Origin of the sequence: Bacillus sp. FSL K6-0972 (genome assembly GCF_037976035.1) — a bacterium.
GTDB lineage: Bacteria > Bacillota > Bacilli > Bacillales > Bacillaceae > Bacillus > Bacillus haynesii.
Genome location: NZ_CP150260.1, coordinates 3,635,244 through 3,653,588, shown reverse-complemented (window position 1 = coordinate 3,653,588; position 18,345 = coordinate 3,635,244). Strand labels below are relative to the sequence as shown.

The following is an 18,345-nucleotide window of genomic DNA, read 5'->3' as shown; positions in this document are numbered from 1 at the left end:
AAGAGGGCTTAGTTTATAAATTCCAACTTTTTAATTGTTATTCATCATCATCATTATCCATTTCCCATATTTTCTGACCGTCTGCTAAATATACTGCACTTGGTGGATCATCATAAAGGGAAATTTCAACCAAGGAGCTTTCCCCTTGCCTTAACCAGTCATATACACTGCCTTCGTTATTCGTAGGGTGGGATATAATGTTATTCACTCTAAAGGCAACTGCATAATATTCTGTGTAATTGATATCATCATCTTCTAATCCATTATCTGTCTCGTAAAGTGTGTCTGGATTTCCGATAATTTTTAATCCATTTTTCCATTCTAATCGCAGTTCTCTACCACCATATTCATCTAATGTTTTTATTAATGAGTTATATTCCATGAGTATCAATCCTTTTCTTATGGTTCTAATGGTTTTGCAGGAACTATGTGAGCACCGTCTTTTGAATAATGTATTGTTCCTCTGGTAGTTTCAATATATTTACCAGTTTTCATGTCATATGCTTTACCTATTTTTTGGCCGAAGTCAACAACTTCCCTTCCTTGGGAATTCTCCCGTGCCAGCATATTTATCAAGCAACTCTTGAGCTTTTTTATTATCCCCATAGAAGATACTCTTGGTTCTGCCATTTGCAACTTCTTGTTTGTAGTTTGGTGTTCCTGGAATATGTTTTTCTTGGGCTCCTGGTTTAACTTTTGCAGAAAACCATTTACTTCTCGGTACGGACCTTTTGGTACGGATTGTTTGCCGTAGGAAGATGTTTTATCTACCTTCGCAACTTTCTTTCACGCCACAAGTTTACCACTATATAGAAACGAATTGGTGAGTAATCCCTGGATATCCACGAATGAATCGAATGGAATAGGTTATTTTTCCTGTTCTGTATTGAGATAAGGCAAGGAGTAGATGAAAATTGAAGGAATGCAGAATGTCATGTCGAATTTAGCTGGTATATACGCTGGCCAAAAGGAGGACTACCATGCTCATCATTGAATCGCTAATAGGATACGTTTGTTTTTTTACTGTTAATGCCATTTATGATACATACATTAAAAAAGCCAAGACTCCGTTTGGACACTTGGCTGTGATTTCGCTTGTTCAGACCGCGATTGCATTAGGTCTTTTCTTTATTTTTTCATGATCGTGAAGAGGCGGGCGCACACCCACCCACCCATTCTGTGGTTTTCGGTTTATTCCTTCGGAAACTTCACCTCCGGATATGACGGATTCGGCTTGCTGATTAAGTCGCCGCCGGTTCCTTTTAAATGCTTGTTGAAGAAATCCAAAACGTACCGGTTCACGATGTCCGCGCTTCGTGCGCCGTCGATGTCGCCCGTCATGCCGAGCTGCTTCAAAAGTTTTGAATAAAGCTGCAAGTCGGTGAAGTTGTAATGCTCCGTTTCTTCAATATAAACCATTGACGCTTGATCGATGATTTTGTATTCCTTTTTTCTTTCCTCAATCATCTTGTTGAATTCTTCTTTTGTTAAGCCTGAGTTTTTGATTTCTTCATCAGAAATTTTTCCGCTGAGCGCCTTGTTTTTGATGTTCATAAAGCTGCTCGATTCCATGAACAGAAACGGCTTTGAGATCGCCTGCTTGCCGTTGACATTGTACAGTGAGCCGTCCATGTTGATTCCGGCTTTGATTCCGGGATTTGAATATGCGGCGTTAAACGCCGTGGCGCCGCCGAATGAGTGGCCCATCATCCCGATGTTGTCCATATCGATTTTTCCCTCAAAGGCATCGCGATTCAATTGATCCAACTGGCGGATGACAAAGTCGGCGTCCTGCGTCCAAATGTTCCCGAGCTTGCTGCTGTTTTCGGAAACTCCGTTCATAAATTGCTCGGTTGTTAAGCCTGTCACCCGTCCGTCGGGAAAAGCCGTTGCCATCGTACTGTATGTATGATCGATCGCAACTGCGATATATCCGTGGCTTGCCAGGTGCTCGGCTTGGGAAGCGTGCAGCAGCCGGCTTGTTCCGAAGCCGTGGCTGATTACGACGACTGGATACCGGTCTTCAGCTGATGAAATCGTGGCGTTTTCGTATGAGTTTGTTTTGATGTAACGCCAATAGTCCAAAGCAAACGCGGGAAGGCCGAATCCATCGGCGAACCTCTCGATATATTCGTGAAATGTGCTCGAATCTTCGGGAAAGAGAGGTGCCTGTTTCTGTCCATTCAAACCTTGGGCGGGGTACCATACTTGGATTATCAGTTCTCTTTTATCGTGCGGAGTTTTTGTCAGCGTTTCTTCTCTGCCGCGGTCAGTCAAATGGAACGTTTTCGTCCCGACCGAATAAGCGCCGTCAGGCTTAGGCAAATTGAAAACGGGCAGGTAGACAGACAGGAAGAGGGAGACCGCCAGCATGGCGAATGTTAGAGCATACAAGCCATATTTCAGCGGCTTCCACACCCTGATGTGAAGCCTTTTTCTGAAGATCGCAAAGAAGGCGAGGGCGGCGGAGGTCAGATAGATCAAAATCATTTGCCATCTGTATCCCTCAAAAAAAAGCTGTCCCGCCAATACGCCAATGCTCGTAAAGCCGGCTGCTGCCGCAAGCTTTCTCGGCATTTTTTGCTGAAACAGCATGACAAAAGACAGCAGAGTTAATAATATTTCGAAAGTTCTCATGATTTTCTCCCTTATGTAAGATGTGGGTCTTATATATAACGAATGTGTGGTTTGATTGGTTGCAAAATATTCCTTGGGCTTCATTAAAAAAACCGCTGGATTACCCAACGGTTGCAGCTTATGATTTTGTGGATCGCAATAAGCTAGTTGTCCTTTATCTGTTTCACGTGAGCAACAATTCTGTCTCTCTCCGTTTCTTCCAATGTGTAAATCTGCGGGGAGAGAGGCACATCAAACCCGGCGTGAGAGTGATAAAAGTCAAAGAGCAGCGTCCCGGCCGGCTGTTTTTGCTGATCGGAGATGACGACCCAAAACACACGTGAGCGGCAGTTGTCAGCGCCCCATTTTTCCATGGACTGTCTAAAGTTCAAGCCTTTTCCGATAAAGAAATCGCCTTTTCCCGCTTCTTGAATCGTTGTAAAACCGGACTGTTCGAGACTTTCAAATACAGGAGGCAGCAGGTGGTCCAAGTAGACCCCGTAAGTCGCGTCTTCCAATTCGGGAAACACCTTTAAAAGCGCGTCGCGATGATCGTCAAGCGTTTGTTTCCAATTTGCGGCGACGTAGTCTTGTACCTGTTCGCCAATTTCTTTCATCGACATGTCGGGTCTGAAACGAACCTGATCCATGAACAAAAACCTCCTTTTAATCACTGAAAATCAAGTATATAACATTTTTGCGAATCCATTGAGTCCTGCAAGGAAAAAAATTCGGTTTAAAATGGATTGTCAATATAAAAGCGAGCCGGACCTCTGCCGCGGATAAAGGATTTTATCAATTGTAAAAAACGAAACGGCAATCATGATTTCAGCCGAAGTCGTCAGCAGAACGTCGTCCAGCAATTCGTCCGCTGTAAAAATGGCGGCCCATAAACATCCGATTGTGATCATTTCGGCGGCAAAAAACGTGATCCGCCGATTGATGCCCAGCAGCTTCATACTGTGGATGAGCAGCTTTTCAGCCGGTTCCAGGACAAAGGTCAGCGCGGAATAACATAGCGTAAACAGTAGCAGTGATCCGACTGTTTGGTAAAAAGCGCCCGGCAGATGAAACAGGATCGAAATGCCGAGAAAGTGGGCGAAAAAAACGAACATAACCGATAAGCAGCAAATAATGAAATGTTTCATGATACAACTCCTTTAACATATGTACACAGCAGCCGAAGGCCTGCAGGATATGTCTCCTGCAAGCCTGGCTGGTTATTTCTTATCAAATTTCACGACCGGATGCTTTTCTTTAGAGAGCATTTTCGTAAACTCGCTGCCGACGTCAAGGTGCTGACGGACAAGCTCTTCCGGAACGAGCGCGAGCCATTGGTTTAACGAAACGTCAGCATAGTGGTCGTCTTTGAAAATTTCGAGGAAGCGAAGCGGTTCGTCTCCTGTATTTTGGACGTAGTGTCCCATTGCAAACGGCACATAGCCGACATCTCCGGCCTGGTAATTAAATGTTCTGGCATGCCCGTCGGACGCGAAAACGGTCATTTTCGCTTGTCCGGAAATGTAATACTGCCATTCGTCTGTATTCGGATGCCAGTGCAGTTCCCGGATGCCTCCGGGTTCGACTTCCACTAACGCAGAGGCGATCGTTTTCGACGCTTTGAAATTCGTGGAATCGGCAATCCATACTTTGCCGCCGCTAGATACAATCGGTTCCTGTTCAAGCAAATTGTAGCTGAAAGATTGAGGAACCGTTCCGTTCGGGCTTTCGACTTTGTCTTTCTCAAGACATCCAGGGATCGCTTCTTGGAAAATATACTTTTCTTGATCTGGGAGAGAGGCGACGACGTCTTTTGAAATGCCGAAGTTTGCGGCAATGACTTCATCAGGCGTATGGGCCAGCCAATCTGTCACCTGGAAGGTGCTGTTTTCAGAGAAAGAACCGTCATCGAAGACCAGCAGGAATTCACAGCCGTCTTCAAGTGCTTGGATTGAATGCGGCAGACCTGACGGGAAGTACCAGAGATCTCCTTCTTTCACATCTTCAATAAAGTTTCTGCCGTCTTGGTCAACAGACGTAATCCGTGCTTTTCCGTACAGCATATACGCCCATTCGGCTTCCTTATGCCAGTGAAGTTCCCTGATGGCTCCAGGTTTCAGCCTCATGTTGACAGAAGCAAGCTTGTCTGAAATCGGCAGCTCGCGAACCGTGACTTCCCGTGCATATCCGCCTTTTTCAAGACGGTTATGGACATCGGAAAATGAAAATTTCATGTTTGGCACCGTTCCGTGGTCGGTTTCAGGCGGCACGAGCATGTCCGGATTTTGGCGGTCGCGCTCTACATTGTGCGGAATTTTCGTTTCCGCCCCTTTTTCTCCTCTGATCGGCTGTGGAATTTGTTTGTTTTTTTCCATGTGATATCCCCTCTTTCTAAAAATGTAAAGGAGAGCTGAAAGGCCTTTCGTTTTTCCCCTTCTGTCATGTTAAGTGAAAAAAGTGAGGCCGATGTCAATCATCGGTGTCATTTTTTTCTTTGATCAATTCGATCAGTTCATCGATTTTCTTTTCAAAACGCGTGAGCAGGTAAATTGCCAATACAGCTGGAAAGCCGACATTGCCGATTTGTTTCGCTGCCTCCTCAATGAATGCACTGTCCATTCTTACCACCTCCTATGTTAAGAAGTGACGAAAGTTTGAAAAATGTAAGCAAAGAACTATTTTCTCTGGATGGGAACTTATGTTTGCATGTTAATAGAAGAGATGAGTTTACTTTTTTTTCATTTCTTTCATCTAAATAAATAGGAGGCGGTTTTTATGATTGATCAAACGTTACTGCGTGCGAAAATCAAGGAGATTACAAGGCATCCGCTTGTGAAGCATTTTTTGAGCAACCCCCGGTATGAGCGGCTTTTCAACCACGTTTTGGAACATCCGGATTCTGAAGAGGCAGAGTGTCTCGATCGTGAATTTAAGCGATTTTACAAAAACATCCGCATGATCAAATACATCAACTCGATGATCCGGATTTTCTCCGTCGACTTTGATAAAAGAGTCCGGAAAAACCGAGAGCGTTTTCCATTGATGATCGACGACAGTCCGAATTTGCCCGAGCCGCCCCGAGGGGATCTGTTAGACGATGTCTTGGAACAGGAAGAGGATTTAAGCGAACATCTGCAAGACCCGATGCTTTATGAAGCGTTTTTACAATTGACGGACAAGCAGAAAAAAGTGCTTGCGCAAATTTATATTCATGGGGTATCCATGCAGGAAATTGCTGACTCTTTGGGAGAATCAAGGCAAAATATTTCAAGAATTCATAAAAGGGCACTCGAAAAGATAAGAGAGCTGCTGAATTCTAAAGCAGAGGGGAATGATAACAGTGAGTCTGCACGATGAAAAAGAGATCGAGAAATTGCTGGAAAATTTCACGCCGACGATCAAAAGCAAATTAAACAACACATCCTATCAAGAGAGGGAGGATCTTGAACAGGAGCTGAAGATGAAGATTTGCGAAAAAGCGGAGATGCTTTTATGTCAAGAAGTGCCTGGATTTTGGGAGTTTATAACAGAATTGCTGAAAGTCCTTTAACCTGAGCTGTTTTGCTTGCGTAAAGCCGCCGGAAGTGGTAAAATTTCTAACATTTGATTAATGGAATGTTCAAGCTGCTTCATTGAAATCATGATGATGATTTGTTTTAATATGAATGAAGGTTTGACAATGTAAATGGATGGAGATTCCATTTTTGATCTTATAAAAACATGCATCAGATAGGTGGTAAGATATCATGAGTAATCAATACCGAGTATTGTTGTATTATAAATATGTTCATATCGACAACCCCGAGCAATTTGCCGAAGATCACCTCAAGCTCTGCAAAGATTTGGGCCTGAAAGGGCGCATCCTTGTGGCGGGTGAAGGAATAAACGGAACCGTGTCAGGAACCGTAGAGCAGACAGAACGCTATATGAGTGAAATGAAAAGCGATCCCCGCTTTGAAGATATGGTGTTTAAAATCGATGAATCAGAAGGGCACGCTTTCAAAAAAATGCATGTCCGCCATCGCGATGAGCTGGTGACGCTCCGCCTCGAAGATGATATCGATCCGAATGAATTAACAGGAAAATACCTTGAGCCAAAAGAATTTTATGAGGCGATGCAGCGGGAAGATACGATAGTTGTCGACGCACGGAACGACTATGAGTACGATTTGGGACACTTCCGCGGCGCGGTCAGACCGGACATTAAAGCGTTCCGCGAATTGCCTGAATGGATTCGCGATAACAAAGAAAAGCTCGAAGGCAAGAAAATATTGACTTACTGCACTGGGGGAATCCGCTGCGAAAAATTTTCAGGATGGCTGAAAAAAGAAGGATTTGAAGACGTGTCCCAGCTTCACGGCGGTATTGTGACGTACGGAAAAGACCCTGAAGTTCAAGGTGAACTGTGGGACGGGCAGTGCTATGTTTTCGATGAAAGAATCAGCGTTCCGGTCAACCAGAAAGAGCATGTCATTGTCGGCAGGGATTATTTCACCGGCGAGCCTTGCGAGCGCTATGTCAACTGCGCCAACCCTGAATGCAACAAGCAGATCATCTGCTCTGAAGAAAATGAACACCGCTATTTGCGGGGCTGCACGCACGAGTGCCGGGTTCATCCGCGCAACCTGTATGTCAAAGAGCACGGCCTTTCAGAAGAAGAGGTGCAAGAGAGACTCGAAAAGCTGAAAGAAGAGGAACATGCAGCGCAGTCATAAAAGCTGTAAACAAAAGTATTATATAAAAATCGAAGGTGCCGCGAGCATCTCCGAAATGGCATTGCTCCTTCAAGGGAGTCGGCTGTTATTTTAAATGAAGGAACGCCTTGGTCTGAAAAATCGGGGCGTTCCTTTTTTTATTCGTGAATTGCAAGCAGAATGAAAATATTGCAGGCGATCAGACTGCTGAACGAAAGTATCAATTAACGCTTTTGATCGAGCCTGCGTCGTAAAACTTCCGTATGGGAAGTTTGCATCCTGTCTGCAAGCATTATTCCCGGCTATAGTTTCTTGGAGCGGCTGAATCATGGGATGATCCAGCATAAGCCGAGTTTTTCTGAATATTTGCCTGAAAACGTCCCATACTATCCAATAACAATACAAAAAAGGCAGGTAGCAAAAGAGATGACAAAAACCCTTTACATTACCGCTCACCCGCATGACGAAAGGGCATCATACAGCATGGCGGCGGGAAAAGCTTTTATCGAATCTTACAAAGAAGCTCATCCGGATGATGAAGTCATACACCTTGATCTTTATCGGGAAAACATTCCGCAGATTGATGCAGATGTTTTCAGCGGCTGGGGAAAATTGCAGTCGGGATCGGGCTTTGAACAGCTTTCTGAACACGAAAAGGCAAAAGTCGGCCGTTTGAATGAGCTGAGCGAGCAATTTATCGCGGGAGACAAATACGTGTTTGTCACGCCGCTTTGGAATTTCTCTTTTCCGCCGGTGATGAAAGCGTACTTTGATGCGGTTGCTGTAGCGGGAAAGACGTTTAAATATACCGAACAGGGACCAATCGGCCTGTTAACCGATAAAAAAGCCCTGCACATTCAGGCGAGAGGCGGCTACTATTCAGAAGGGCCGGCTGCGGAACTTGAGATGGGGCACCGCTATATCAGCATTATGATGCAGTTTTTCGGAGTTCCGGAATTTGAAGGTTTATTTATAGAAGGTCATAATGCAGAGCCGGATAAAGCTGAAGAAATTAAACGAAATGCGATTGCCCGAGCCAAAGAATTGGGCCGGACCTTTTGAAAAAACCGCGGAAGTGATCCGCGGTTTTGTTTTATTTGTTTAAGAACACCGTTTGATTCGTTTCGCTGCTTTTTTGCGCGGCTTCGATAATGCGGATGACGTCGCGTCCTTCTTCCGCCGTGACAGGCAGGCTGCCGCCTTCAAGAATACTTGAAGCAAGCTGCTTGTAATAGGTTAAGTATGAACCCGGGAGCGTTTCCACGTTTTCCTTAATGACCTCGTCGCCTTCGACTGTGGCCAGTTCCCCGTAATATTCGGGTTGATCAGCTCCCCACTCATCGCCTTCAGGTTTTTGACCCGCTCTGAGTGCATCCTCCTGGCCGTCAATACCGTATTTAATAAAGCTTCCTTTTGAGCCGTGGATTTGATAGCGGGGGCCGTTGGCCGGAACAATCGAGCCCGAGTGGAGAATCACTTGGCGCTGCTCATAGTGAAGGACGACATGGAAGTAATCGTCTGTTTTCGCATTGGCTCTCTGCGCGGTCACTTGAGCGGTGACGCCGTTCGGCATGCCGAATAAATGAAGGGCTTGATCGATCAAGTGTGAACCCAAATCGTACAGTGCCCCTGAGCCCGGTCCTTTCTGTTCTCTCCAACGCTGTCTGACATTCGGCCGGAACCGGTCGTAGGAGGCGTGGAATGTGTTGACCTCTCCAAGGCGCCCTTCTTTGATGAGCTGTTTGATCGTCAAAAAGTCGTTATCCCATCTTCGGTTGTGGTAGACGCTGAGAAGCACGCCTTTTTCTTTCGCGGCATTGATGAGCTTTTCCGCTTCTTCCGCCGTGGCTGTCATCGGTTTTTCAAGGACGACATGCTTTCCGGCGCGGATGCACTCTTTCGCCATTTCGTAATGAAGGCCGCTCGGCGTCGTCACGATGACGAGATCAATGTCCGGGTCATTTGTGATGTCTTCGATCGTACTGACAGCTTCCGCTTCGGGAAGGTCCTGTTTGACTTGTTCTTTCCTCGAAGTCATCACCTTTCGAATCTCATAATCTTCTAACACCGATAATAAAGGCGCATGAAACACGGAACCTGACAAACCGTATCCTAATATCCCTGTGCGAACCTTGTTCACCATTCATTCTCCTCTCCCATGTTTGTTTTTAATATGTAATCAACACACCTTTATTTTACCCTGTTTGCCTATAGGAACAAACCTAAAGACCTTGTTAAACATGAGAACGGAGGATTTTGTCACCATTTTGTTCATTTAAAAGAGGCGTCAGGTTATCGTTAAATACAAAAGGTGATGGGGGAACTTTGAAAATGGAGCTTGATTGGGGCGTTTTTTATGAACCGGCATCCGCTGAAGGAAGCCTGAAAAACCTTTCGTTTGCGGTAAAGGTGTTTGCTGTAGAGGGCCATACAGATGCGGCGGGAAACCCTGATTGGCCAATGCTTCCGCAGCTCACCGTTCCGTTACCGGCAAAAAACGGCGAGCCTTTGGGGCTTTCATTCATCGCCGGCCGTAAACAGGATCTGAAGCTTCTGGCTTGGACTGAAAAGCACATGTTATCTCTACAAGTATGAGAGTAAGCATATGCTGCGGATCTTTGCTGCATCATATGCTTTTTGCTTGCTTCCATTATCGTTAACTGGTAAACTATTAAATAGTTAACCGGTTAACGATGATGGGAAGGATATGATGACAGTGGAAAACAAAACGTATGAGCAGGCATTTCAAGCCGTTCAGGATTTTATTCTCAAGAGAGAAAAGCGGGCTCAGCATGAACAGCAGGCGTTCGCCAAGGAAGCTTTTCAAGAAGACGACAGCATGCGGAAGCATTGGACCCTGACTCAGCTTCACATTATCTCGCTTATCGGCGAAAGCGAAGCAGACGTCAACAACGCTTTCCTGGCAGCGAAGCTCCAAATATCAAAGGCGGCAGTGACAAAAGCGGTCAATGTGCTCACAAAGCACGGGATGATCGAATCGCACAAAAAACCGAACAACAACAAAGAATTGTATTACACATTAACAGACGAGGGGAAAAAACTGGCCGACGTTCATGACAGGATGCACGAAATTGCAAAGCAGCGCTACATCGAGCTGTTTGATCGGTTTTCCGAATCCGAGCTGGAAACCGTCATCCGCTTTTTAAACGAATGGTCAAAACACATTTAATCAAAAGGAGCAGCGAATGAATAAAAATGAAGCCCAACAGTTTTTAAGCAACATGTATCAGGACATCGTGTCGGAAATGAATACTGAAAAAATTCCCGATTATTTCAGCGAGGATTATGTTCAAGTAACCGACGGCAGTCAAATTGACCTTGTGCAGTTTAAAGATCACATGCGGACGCTGAAAAAGGTTGCCCGCGCCATAACCGTATCGCCCTTTCATGAGTTTTTGTATGACGAGCGCCTCGAAAGTGCAGCGGTCAGGTATACGGTCGAGGTTGTCAAAAAGAATGGAGACCGGGGGAGAATTGATATCATCGCGATATTTAAAATGAATGGTTTTAAAATCGTTCAATGCCACGAACTTTCACATGCGAGCGAAGGTAAGGAGGGGTTTGAAGAGCTGGCGAAGATCAGTGAGGCGGCAATTGAAAAAGCCTCCTCTCGGGAGGAGAAGGCTTTTTCACAAGATTAATGTTTGGCATCAAACGTGATATTGAGCGACAAGGGTCCGCGTGTGTAAAGCCCTGTCTCGCGGTAAACGAAATTTTGCTCCAGCTTGATATTTTTCAGCTGATCCAGGACGATATTTGCGACAAGCTCGATTTCCGTCTTCGCAAACCCCGCTCCTACACAGTTGTGGACGCCTGAACCGAATGCGAGATGCCTGGCTGCGCCGCTGAATGCGCTTTTGACTTCCAGGTCGCTGCGATGGATGTTAAACTCGTCGGGATTCTCAAAGGCTTCAGGATCGCGATTTGCCGCGCCTATCATGCAAAATACAGTCGTCCCTTCTTTGAGCTCGACTCCGGCAATCACCGCGTCTTGTGAAAGCTGGCGCGGAATAAGCTGCACAGGCGGCTTGTAGCGCAACGTCTCTGCGATGGCCTGAGGCAGGAGCGTGCGGTCTTCCAGCACGTCATTCATTTGATCGGGATGATGAAGCAAATGATAAATCATTAATGCGAGCGTCTTGTCCGCCGGTTCAGTGGCGGCAAGCAATATATTGAGAATCAGCGCACGGATGTCCCAGTCAGACATCGCCACTCCCTCGTATTCGGAAGTGCAAAGGATGGATATTAAATCATGTCCGGGATTTTTGCGCCTTTCCTCGATAATCGGATTCAAATATTCAGCGAGCTGTTCACTGCATTTGAGGGAATGTTCCCGATCCTCAGGCGCCTGATTCAAACTGGTAATGAAATCGGCGACGCCGCTGTGCCAGTTTCTCACCGTTTGGTTGTCGTTCTTGTCCAAACCTAAAATGTCCATCGTCACGCAAACGGCGAACGTTTTGCCGAAATCATTGACAAGGTCGATCCGTCCTTTCTCAAGATGAGGGGCCAAAAGCCTTTGTGCATTTTCTTTGATGAGCGGTGTGAGGTGATCAAGGGATTCCCCGATAAAACGGCGCAGAACGATTCTCCTTTTCGCCGTGTGCTCTTTGCCTTTCATCTGGGCGAGCACAGGTCCGCGCATGACGGGCTCGGCTCGTTTGGCAAGCGATTTCGTTGTAAAGACATCCTGATTCTGGAGCACGCGGCGCACATCCTGGTAGCGGCTGATAAAATAGCTGTCCAGCGACTCTTCATAATGGACGGGATCAGATTCCCGAAGGTATGAGAAATATTGATACGGATTCTCGTGATATTGTTCTGACAACACGCTGAATGTTTTTAGCGATTGATTCATACTCGTTCCTCCTGCATGCTTTTAGATTCCACACTTTCGTCCGCTTCGGAAACCATAAGATATCCTTGATTCGGGCGCATTTTGACGGCAAATTCGTTACGGGAGATCTGTTCGCCGAGCCTCCATGGGCGGTGATAAGCAAGAAGCGTCTCTTCGACGCCTAAAATATCAGGGGCGGCGATGAAAAACGGAAGTTCAGCGATGACGTATTCAACAGCCAGCTCCAGCATGTCTGCGCTGACCTCCCGGACATCCATCCGAATACCCCGGGCCCTTCCGAGGATAGCCGCATGCGACATCTCCAGGCAGGCTTTCCGAAAATGCGGCTGGTCGAAAAAGGCATCTTCGACTTCCATCCGCAAACGCTGGTATGCGGTCTGGTTCGTGAAATCGGAAAATGTATGGATGACCTCGGGGTTGCCACCATGCGCTTCCAACGCCTTTTCGGCGAATCTTCGGTTCCGTGAGACTTCTTTCCTGACTTTCCGTTCGGCCTTCCCAATTGGGGTGCCGAGCGCTTCGAGAAGGTTGGCTGCTTCCCTTCCCGCCAAAAGCACGGATACATGTTGAAATTCACGGACGGCCCAGCCGATAAGCCGATAAATATAATCTTCGGAAAATCGGCTGTTAAACGGGCTGATGCCAACGAGAACATGGCGTCTGCGTTTTAGTATTTCATTGCAGTTTTGGGTAAGAGTTTCGGTTTTGAATGGCCGGTGTTTGCTCTCCATTATAAGCTCTGTCATTGATTTCCTCCTTAACGGACATAGAATGACTTCTTTTGCAATCAATGATGGATACGTGCGGTTTATCGAGCTGGGAATAGGCTGGTTTCACTTCGGTATGAATCGAGAAGAAAACAGCGATGGTGCGAGTCGTGATGAGGGGTGTAGCATTTGTTCAATTGTTAAAGCAGGGCAAGAGTTTAAGCTCAAAATCAGGCAAGGTACAACATAAAAGTTTACTAGTAAACAATAGTCATTTTATCCCTAACTTTTCCAACTGTCAACACAATTCAAATTCAAAATATGAAAATATTCGTAACGTTTTTTGTGAATCTGAGGAATTGTGATCAGAATAGAAAGGGTAAAACCTTTTTTTAAGGCGTTTTTCGAGTGAAGGAACCCGATAAGTAAAAAATATGTAAAAAACTTTAAAGCTCCAATAAGAAATGTTCGTTGACAATGATAAAGGGGTCATCTACAATTAATATTGTTAACCGGTAAACGATATTGACAAGATTGTTAACTAATAAACAAAAATAAGGCAGGCGGTTTGACATGAGACCAATGAAATTAAATGCTTCTTTCATTATGTATTTTGTGTGTATCAGTGCCTTTTTCGCATCATTGAATCAAAACATTTATTCACCCATCATTCCGTTAATCAGAGACTCGTTTCACGTTTCCGTTTCGATGGTAAACCTGTCCGTCTCGCTGTTCATCTTCATTACAGCTGTGATGCAGATCATTGTCGGCTCAATTGTTGATTTTAAAGGGGCGAGATTTGTGATGTTGGCGAGCATGATCGTAACGGTCATCGCCACAATTGGCTGCGCAGCCGCCCGGGACTTTGGCCTGTTTCTTTTTTTCAGGGTGCTGCAGGCTTTGGGGACGGCTGCGCTTCCATTAATCGCGGCAACCACAATCGGATCTCTGTTCCAGGGAACGAAGCGGGGCAGTGCGATGGGGACTTATCAAATGCTGCTTTCCCTTGCACCGGCAGCGGCGCCTATTCTCGGCGGTTTTATCGGGGAACGTTATAATTATCCGGGTATTTTTTGGTTTTTAACGGTAATGTCTGTTCTTTTGCTTTTCGGAAATGCGTTTTGCTTTCCGCAGAGTCATGCGGAGAAAAAGACCAATCTCAGCATGGGCAGCCTGTTGTCGCATTATAAGGACATATTTAAAAACGGGACGGGAAATGCCGTTTTGGTATTAAGCTACCTTATTTTCTTTATTTATTTTTCAATTATCGTGTATTTGCCGATTTTGCTGACCGATCATTATCACCTTGATCTGCAGATCGTCGGCTTGCTGTATTTGCCGATAGCGGTCAGCACGATTGCCGGCAGCGTGCTGTTTAAGTGGATACAAAAGAGATTATCGCTCAGACGCCTGTTTTTGATCGGTAATCTGACCGCTGCAGGCAGCGTCGTCTGTTTTGGCATTACCCATTCGTTTTCGCTTGTCGCCATGTCGGCGGCCCTCGTTCTTTTCGGCGTCACGATGGGGCTGATTCCGCCGCTGTTCTCTACGATGATGGCGAATGAATTTGAGGAGAATCGCGGCAGTGCGATGGGCATGTTTAATTTTATCAGGTATACGGGAATGGCCTGCGGTCCCGTTATATCAGGCGTGTTATTGGGAATGTCATCTTCTGTTTTCGTTTTCGGCTGCTTCGGTATCGTCTATGCCGCGGCCGCCCTTTTGATGATCGCGGTCATGCGAAAAGCAGCTCACACAAAGACGCTGCAAGAACCAAACAAAAAAGCTGCCAGGTCTTAAAACCGGGCAGCTTTTTGATTACAGGTCCGTTCTCCACATTTCTTCTTTCACTTGTCTTTTCTCAGACACATAGGCGAACATCGTTAGCGTCAGTCCGCACATGGTCATAAGTGCACCGCCTGTGGCAAGGTATGTGTAGGACTCTGACGCATTAAGAATGAGTCCGCCGATCCATGCCCCTAGCGCGTTGGCCAAGTTAAATGCAGCGATGCTGACAGAGGTGGCGATCGTTGTTCCGTGTTCAGACGCAGCCACGACTTTTGTTTGCAAAAGAGGTACTGTTCCGAACGCGCCAGCTCCGAATAAAAATGTCACGATGATGGCGCCGGCAGGATGTCCGCTGACAAAAGGGAAGGCCGCAAGAATCGCCATGAGCGCGACCATCACGCCGATCATGGAGCGGGTTAACAGGTGAAACGGAACCTTTCCGGCGTAGAAATTGCCGACGACCCCGCCAAATCCATAGGCGAAAAGGGCGGCTGTAATGCCGAGGCTGCCGAAACCGGCAGAATGCCGCAGCATCGGTTCAATAAACGTGTAGGCGATGAATACGCCTGAATAGCCAAAAATCGTAATAGCAAAAGAAAAAAGAACTTGTTTATTTTTAAACACATCCCATTCATGGATCAATTTAGGGACAACTTTCGGTTTTCTGTGCGGTACCGTCAGCCAAATGCCGGCGAGGCCGATCAATCCGAGGGAGGCGATCATCAGAAAAACGATCCGCCAGTTGAAAAGGTCGCCTAAATAAGAACCGAACGGAACGCCGAGCATCAGGGCGATGGTCAAGCCGCCGTTCATTGAAGCGGCAGCGGCGGCCCGTTTTTCGGGCGGCACCATTTCGCTGACGAACACCATCGTCGTTGCAAAAAATGCACCATGAATGGATGCGGATAGGATTCTTGAGATCAACAAAACGGTGAAGTTCGGTGCCAGGAAACTGAGCGCATTCGACAGTACAAACACACTCATCAAGCCGAGCAAGACCGGTTTGCGCGGCATTTTTACCGACAATATGGTGACGATCGGCCCCGTCAAACAGACGCTTCCCGCGTATGCCGTTACCAATAAGCCGGTAGACGAAATCGGAACAGAGAGATCCTTTGAAATGGAAGTCAATATACCCATAACGACGTACTCTGTAAAGCCGATGGAAAATGTGCAAATCATAAAAATTGCGATGATCAGTTTGACTGGTGCGTGCAGTGTTTTTTTCATCCTGACCCCTCCTTTTAAAAAACATGAGTTTATATATTAAAAGATCAAAAGACGAATTTCAACCGTTTTTTGCGAATCAATATGTTCCCCAAACGGTATGTCGGCGGCACAAAAAGCGCCATCATCATGATGCCAGCGCTTTCTTAAAATCTGACATTTTATTTTCAAAATCAAAGGTTAAACATTCCCACATTCTTGACCCCGACGGCCGCCAGCTGTTGGCGGTTTTTATTTATCGTCCGATTGAACAGCTTCTATCCTAAATGGTTTTTGAAAAAAGCGCTTACAAAGAAAATCAAAATATGTTACTCTTAAAACAAACATATTCAAAAATAAACAAACAAAAACGGAGTGATACGCATGGTGAAATATTTATGGTCAGAGGCTGAGGCTGCATCGCTGCGTCCCGGTCTTGACGAACTCGTCTACCGTTCCAACCTGATCGGCTCTGACCGCTCGGTCTGCAACTGGGGCGGGGGAAACACATCGATGAAAACGACAGAAAAGGATTTCAGAGGCAGGGACATCGAGGTGATGTGGGTGAAAGGCAGCGGCTCGGACTTGGCGACGATGTCAGCGGGCCAATTTACCGGGTTGAGGCTGGATGATATTCGTCCGCTGATGGAACGGAACAGCATGACCGATGAAGAAATGACGGCATATTTGTCCCATTGCATGATGGATGGAAAGCACCCGCGGCCGTCGATCGAAACGCTTCTTCATGCTTTTTTGCCGTTTCCGCATGTCGATCACACCCACCCCGATGCGATCATCAGCATCTGCTGCGCTGATAATGGAAAAGAGATCGCAGAGGAGATATTCGGCAGCCGATTTGTATGGGTGCCTTATGTCAGACCTGGCTTCACTTTATCGAAGATGATAGCAGAAGGTGTAAAAAACAACCCGAATGCAGAGCTTGTTTTAATGGAGAAGCACGGGCTCGTCACATGGGGGGAAACGGCGAAAGAAAGCTATGATCAGACGATTGCCGTGATTCGCGAAGCGGAAGCATACATTAAAAGCCGTTCGGAAGATCATCAGCCGTTTGGCGGACAGATGGTCGAGTCGTTTGCACAGGAGAAGCGAAAACGGATTTTAGCCGATATCTTGCCGGTTATCCGCGGCGCTGTCAGCGGAGAAAAACGCATGCTGCTCACCTGGTGCGATGCAGATGATGTGCTCGAATTCGCGAACAGCAGGCGCGCTCCGTCGCTTTCACAGGTCGGTGCCGCTTGTCCGGATCACCTCGTTCATACAAAGCGGGTGCCTGCCTATATTCCGTGGAATCCCGCTGAACAGGACACAGAAGAGTTAGTCGAACTTATCAAAACCGAGATTACTGGATTTAAAGAGTCGTATGCAGCCTATTTTCAACGAAACCGGCATGAAGGAGACGAGATGTTTGAACCGGCACCGCGCGTGATACTGATCCCGGGAATCGGCATGGTGGCAGCAGGAAAAAGCCTGGCGATGGCGAAGGTCAGCCGAGATTTATACCGTCGGGCGATTGCCGTCATGAAGGGAACGGAAGTCCTTGGAAACTTTGTATCTCTCAATGAGGAAGAATCCTACAATGTTGAATATTGGCCGCTTGAGCTTTATAAATTAACGCTTGCTCCGCCGGAAGCCGAGTTTTCCCGCAAGATCGCATTTGTAACGGGGGGAGCGGGCGGAATTGGCAGCGAGACCTGCCGCCGCCTTGCTTCAGAAGGTGCGCATGTTGTGGTTGCTGATATTAATATGGAAGGTGCAGAAAAAACAGCCGCAGAGATTAATGAACAATATGGTACAGAACGAGCTTTCGCCGTCCGCATGGATGTGACGAAAGAAGAGGACGTTCAGGCGGCCTTCGAGGAAATGGCCCTCAAATACGGCGGGATTGACATCCTTGTCAACAATGCGGGACTTGCGACATCCAGCCCGCTTGATGAAACGACTCTCGAAGAATGGAATCTGAATATGAATGTACTCGGAACAGGATATTTCCTCGTCGCCAGAGAAGCTTTTAAGCAAATGAAAAAACAGGGTTCAGGCGGCAACATGGTGTTTGTCGGCTCGAAAAATTCCGTTTATGCAGGCAAAAACGCTTCGGCATACAGCTCTGCAAAAGCGCTTGAGGTTCATTTGGCGAGATGCATCGCCGCCGAAGGCGGACCGTACGGAATCCGTGCGAACTCAGTTCTTCCGGATGCGGTGCTTCAAGGGTCGGCCATCTGGGACTCCAAGTGGCGCGAAGAAAGAGCTGCCGCCTATGGGATTGAACCTGACCTGCTTGAAGATCATTACCGCAAACGTACGGCTCTTTCCGTCAACATTTATCCCGCTGACATTGCCGAGGCGATCGCTTATTTTGCTTCAGAAAAAACGGCAAAAACGACGGGATGCATGCTGACGGTGGACGGGGGAGTGCCGGCCGCATTTTCAAGATAAT

The 18,345-nt window shown here is 46.6% G+C and carries 19 protein-coding genes and 2 pseudogenes; 10 read left to right on the top strand and 11 right to left on the bottom strand.

From position 1 onward, the window contains the following. Positions 1-37: 37 nt before the first annotated feature. Together MKX80_RS18680 and MKX80_RS18675 are read right to left on the bottom strand one after the other, a co-directional pair. A complete protein-coding gene (locus MKX80_RS18680) occupies positions 38-382 on the bottom strand; it encodes a hypothetical protein (protein ID WP_154996234.1) in 345 nt (114 codons plus the stop codon). A 17-nt stretch (positions 383-399) separates the two neighbouring features. Continuing rightward, positions 400-786: pseudogene (locus MKX80_RS18675) on the bottom strand (polymorphic toxin type 50 domain-containing protein); the annotation flags it as partial. Between the two features lie 194 nt (positions 787-980). Between MKX80_RS18675 and MKX80_RS18670 the strand changes: the two are divergent. After that, positions 981-1,142, top strand: coding sequence for a hypothetical protein (locus tag MKX80_RS18670; protein ID WP_176276510.1), 162 nt, complete (start codon positions 981-983; stop codon positions 1,140-1,142). Positions 1,143-1,191: 49 nt separating this feature from the next. Here MKX80_RS18670 and MKX80_RS18665 read toward each other — a convergent pair whose 3' ends face one another. The 5 genes from MKX80_RS18665 to MKX80_RS18645 all read right to left on the bottom strand — a co-directional run bounded on the left by MKX80_RS18665 (position 1,192) and on the right by MKX80_RS18645 (position 5,235). Beyond that, the gene (locus tag MKX80_RS18665; RefSeq protein ID WP_268328745.1) at positions 1,192-2,637 is read right to left on the bottom strand and encodes a dienelactone hydrolase family protein; all 1,446 of its coding nucleotides are present in this window, start codon (positions 2,635-2,637) and stop codon (positions 1,192-1,194) included. A gap of 143 nt (positions 2,638-2,780) precedes the next feature. Beyond that, complete coding sequence (locus tag MKX80_RS18660; RefSeq protein ID WP_182070042.1) at positions 2,781-3,266, bottom strand: DUF6022 family protein; 486 nt, start codon at positions 3,264-3,266, stop codon at positions 2,781-2,783. 99 nt (positions 3,267-3,365) lie between these two features. Continuing rightward, complete coding sequence (locus MKX80_RS18655; RefSeq protein WP_234112295.1) at positions 3,366-3,764, bottom strand: YrvL family regulatory protein; 399 nt, start codon at positions 3,762-3,764, stop codon at positions 3,366-3,368. Positions 3,765-3,836: 72 nt separating this feature from the next. Then, entirely contained in the window at positions 3,837-4,991 is a 1,155-nt protein-coding gene (locus tag MKX80_RS18650; RefSeq protein ID WP_154996244.1) for an oxalate decarboxylase family bicupin, read from the bottom strand. A 94-nt stretch (positions 4,992-5,085) separates the two neighbouring features. Continuing rightward, complete coding sequence (locus MKX80_RS18645; protein ID WP_076788815.1) at positions 5,086-5,235, bottom strand: YvrJ family protein; 150 nt, start codon at positions 5,233-5,235, stop codon at positions 5,086-5,088. A 156-nt stretch (positions 5,236-5,391) separates the two neighbouring features. Here MKX80_RS18645 and MKX80_RS18640 point away from each other — a divergent pair, with 156 nt between their 5' ends. From MKX80_RS18640 to MKX80_RS18625, 4 genes are all read left to right on the top strand, one after another. Continuing rightward, a complete protein-coding gene (locus MKX80_RS18640; protein ID WP_144654518.1) occupies positions 5,392-5,973 on the top strand; it encodes a sigma-70 family RNA polymerase sigma factor in 582 nt (193 codons plus the stop codon). Further along, entirely contained in the window at positions 5,957-6,166 is a 210-nt protein-coding gene (rsoA, locus tag MKX80_RS18635; RefSeq protein ID WP_339227362.1) for a sigma-O factor regulator RsoA, read from the top strand. Before MKX80_RS18640 ends, rsoA begins: the two co-directional genes overlap by 17 nt. A 196-nt stretch (positions 6,167-6,362) precedes the next feature. Continuing rightward, positions 6,363-7,331: a rhodanese-related sulfurtransferase gene (locus MKX80_RS18630; protein WP_154996246.1), complete on the top strand. Its 969-nt coding sequence runs from the start codon at positions 6,363-6,365 to the stop codon at positions 7,329-7,331. Positions 7,332-7,736: 405 nt separating this feature from the next. Then, the gene (locus MKX80_RS18625; protein WP_154996248.1) at positions 7,737-8,372 is read left to right on the top strand and encodes an FMN-dependent NADH-azoreductase; all 636 of its coding nucleotides are present in this window, start codon (positions 7,737-7,739) and stop codon (positions 8,370-8,372) included. A gap of 31 nt (positions 8,373-8,403) precedes the next feature. Here MKX80_RS18625 and MKX80_RS18620 read toward each other — a convergent pair whose 3' ends face one another. Beyond that, positions 8,404-9,453: an oxidoreductase gene (locus tag MKX80_RS18620; protein WP_268346228.1), complete on the bottom strand. Its 1,050-nt coding sequence runs from the start codon at positions 9,451-9,453 to the stop codon at positions 8,404-8,406. 320 nt (positions 9,454-9,773) lie between these two features. Here MKX80_RS18620 and MKX80_RS18615 point away from each other — a divergent pair. The 3 genes and pseudogenes from MKX80_RS18615 to MKX80_RS18605 form a co-directional block, all read left to right on the top strand. Beyond that, positions 9,774-9,905 (top strand): annotated as a pseudogene (locus tag MKX80_RS18615) (amidase); the annotation flags it as partial. A gap of 121 nt (positions 9,906-10,026) precedes the next feature. Beyond that, positions 10,027-10,500 carry a MarR family transcriptional regulator gene (locus MKX80_RS18610; protein WP_154996288.1) on the top strand — a complete coding sequence of 158 codons (474 nt, stop codon included), beginning with the start codon at positions 10,027-10,029 and terminating at the stop codon, positions 10,498-10,500. 16 nt (positions 10,501-10,516) lie between these two features. Beyond that, positions 10,517-10,972 carry a nuclear transport factor 2 family protein gene (locus MKX80_RS18605; protein ID WP_154996264.1) on the top strand — a complete coding sequence of 152 codons (456 nt, stop codon included), beginning with the start codon at positions 10,517-10,519 and terminating at the stop codon, positions 10,970-10,972. Here the strand turns inward: MKX80_RS18605 and MKX80_RS18600 are convergent. Both MKX80_RS18600 and MKX80_RS18595 read right to left on the bottom strand, forming a co-directional pair. Further along, complete coding sequence (locus MKX80_RS18600) at positions 10,969-12,189, bottom strand: cytochrome P450, cyclodipeptide synthase-associated (RefSeq protein WP_268342685.1); 1,221 nt, start codon at positions 12,187-12,189, stop codon at positions 10,969-10,971. The two genes, MKX80_RS18605 and MKX80_RS18600, sit on opposite strands and share 4 nt — an antisense overlap. Then, entirely contained in the window at positions 12,186-12,935 is a 750-nt protein-coding gene (locus MKX80_RS18595; protein ID WP_234112290.1) for a tRNA-dependent cyclodipeptide synthase, read from the bottom strand. The genes MKX80_RS18600 and MKX80_RS18595 overlap by 4 nt, the downstream gene beginning before the upstream one ends. A 534-nt stretch (positions 12,936-13,469) precedes the next feature. On the opposite strand from MKX80_RS18595, the gene MKX80_RS18590 reads away from it, so the two are divergent. Further along, complete coding sequence (locus tag MKX80_RS18590; RefSeq protein WP_154996270.1) at positions 13,470-14,696, top strand: MFS transporter; 1,227 nt, start codon at positions 13,470-13,472, stop codon at positions 14,694-14,696. Positions 14,697-14,714: 18 nt separating this feature from the next. Here MKX80_RS18590 and MKX80_RS18585 read toward each other — a convergent pair whose 3' ends face one another. Further along, the gene (locus tag MKX80_RS18585; RefSeq protein ID WP_154996272.1) at positions 14,715-15,914 is read right to left on the bottom strand and encodes an MFS transporter; all 1,200 of its coding nucleotides are present in this window, start codon (positions 15,912-15,914) and stop codon (positions 14,715-14,717) included. Between the two features lie 360 nt (positions 15,915-16,274). Here MKX80_RS18585 and MKX80_RS18580 point away from each other — a divergent pair, with 360 nt between their 5' ends. Continuing rightward, positions 16,275-18,344 carry a bifunctional aldolase/short-chain dehydrogenase gene (locus tag MKX80_RS18580; RefSeq protein ID WP_268323745.1) on the top strand — a complete coding sequence of 690 codons (2,070 nt, stop codon included), beginning with the start codon at positions 16,275-16,277 and terminating at the stop codon, positions 18,342-18,344. Position 18,345: the final 1 nt, after the last annotated feature.

Excerpts from the sequence above, each read along its gene's own strand:
- MKX80_RS18680 (WP_154996234.1), bottom strand. The coding sequence starts at position 382 with ATGGAATATAACTCATTAATAAAAACATTAGATGAATATGGTGGTAGA.
- MKX80_RS18670 (WP_176276510.1), top strand. The coding sequence starts at position 981 with ATGCTCATCATTGAATCGCTAATAGGATACGTTTGTTTTTTTACTGTT.
- MKX80_RS18665 (WP_268328745.1), bottom strand. The coding sequence starts at position 2,637 with ATGAGAACTTTCGAAATATTATTAACTCTGCTGTCTTTTGTCATGCTG.
- MKX80_RS18660 (WP_182070042.1), bottom strand. The coding sequence starts at position 3,266 with ATGGATCAGGTTCGTTTCAGACCCGACATGTCGATGAAAGAAATTGGC.
- MKX80_RS18655 (WP_234112295.1), bottom strand. The coding sequence starts at position 3,764 with ATGAAACATTTCATTATTTGCTGCTTATCGGTTATGTTCGTTTTTTTC.
- MKX80_RS18650 (WP_154996244.1), bottom strand. The coding sequence starts at position 4,991 with ATGGAAAAAAACAAACAAATTCCACAGCCGATCAGAGGAGAAAAAGGG.
- MKX80_RS18645 (WP_076788815.1), bottom strand. The coding sequence starts at position 5,235 with ATGGACAGTGCATTCATTGAGGAGGCAGCGAAACAAATCGGCAATGTC.
- MKX80_RS18640 (WP_144654518.1), top strand. The coding sequence starts at position 5,392 with ATGATTGATCAAACGTTACTGCGTGCGAAAATCAAGGAGATTACAAGG.
- MKX80_RS18630 (WP_154996246.1), top strand. The coding sequence starts at position 6,363 with ATGAGTAATCAATACCGAGTATTGTTGTATTATAAATATGTTCATATC.
- MKX80_RS18625 (WP_154996248.1), top strand. The coding sequence starts at position 7,737 with ATGACAAAAACCCTTTACATTACCGCTCACCCGCATGACGAAAGGGCA.
- MKX80_RS18620 (WP_268346228.1), bottom strand. The coding sequence starts at position 9,453 with ATGGTGAACAAGGTTCGCACAGGGATATTAGGATACGGTTTGTCAGGT.
- MKX80_RS18605 (WP_154996264.1), top strand. The coding sequence starts at position 10,517 with ATGAATAAAAATGAAGCCCAACAGTTTTTAAGCAACATGTATCAGGAC.
- MKX80_RS18600 (WP_268342685.1), bottom strand. The coding sequence starts at position 12,189 with ATGAATCAATCGCTAAAAACATTCAGCGTGTTGTCAGAACAATATCAC.
- MKX80_RS18595 (WP_234112290.1), bottom strand. The coding sequence starts at position 12,935 with ATGACAGAGCTTATAATGGAGAGCAAACACCGGCCATTCAAAACCGAA.
- MKX80_RS18590 (WP_154996270.1), top strand. The coding sequence starts at position 13,470 with ATGAGACCAATGAAATTAAATGCTTCTTTCATTATGTATTTTGTGTGT.
- MKX80_RS18585 (WP_154996272.1), bottom strand. The coding sequence starts at position 15,914 with ATGAAAAAAACACTGCACGCACCAGTCAAACTGATCATCGCAATTTTT.
- MKX80_RS18580 (WP_268323745.1), top strand. The coding sequence starts at position 16,275 with ATGGTGAAATATTTATGGTCAGAGGCTGAGGCTGCATCGCTGCGTCCC.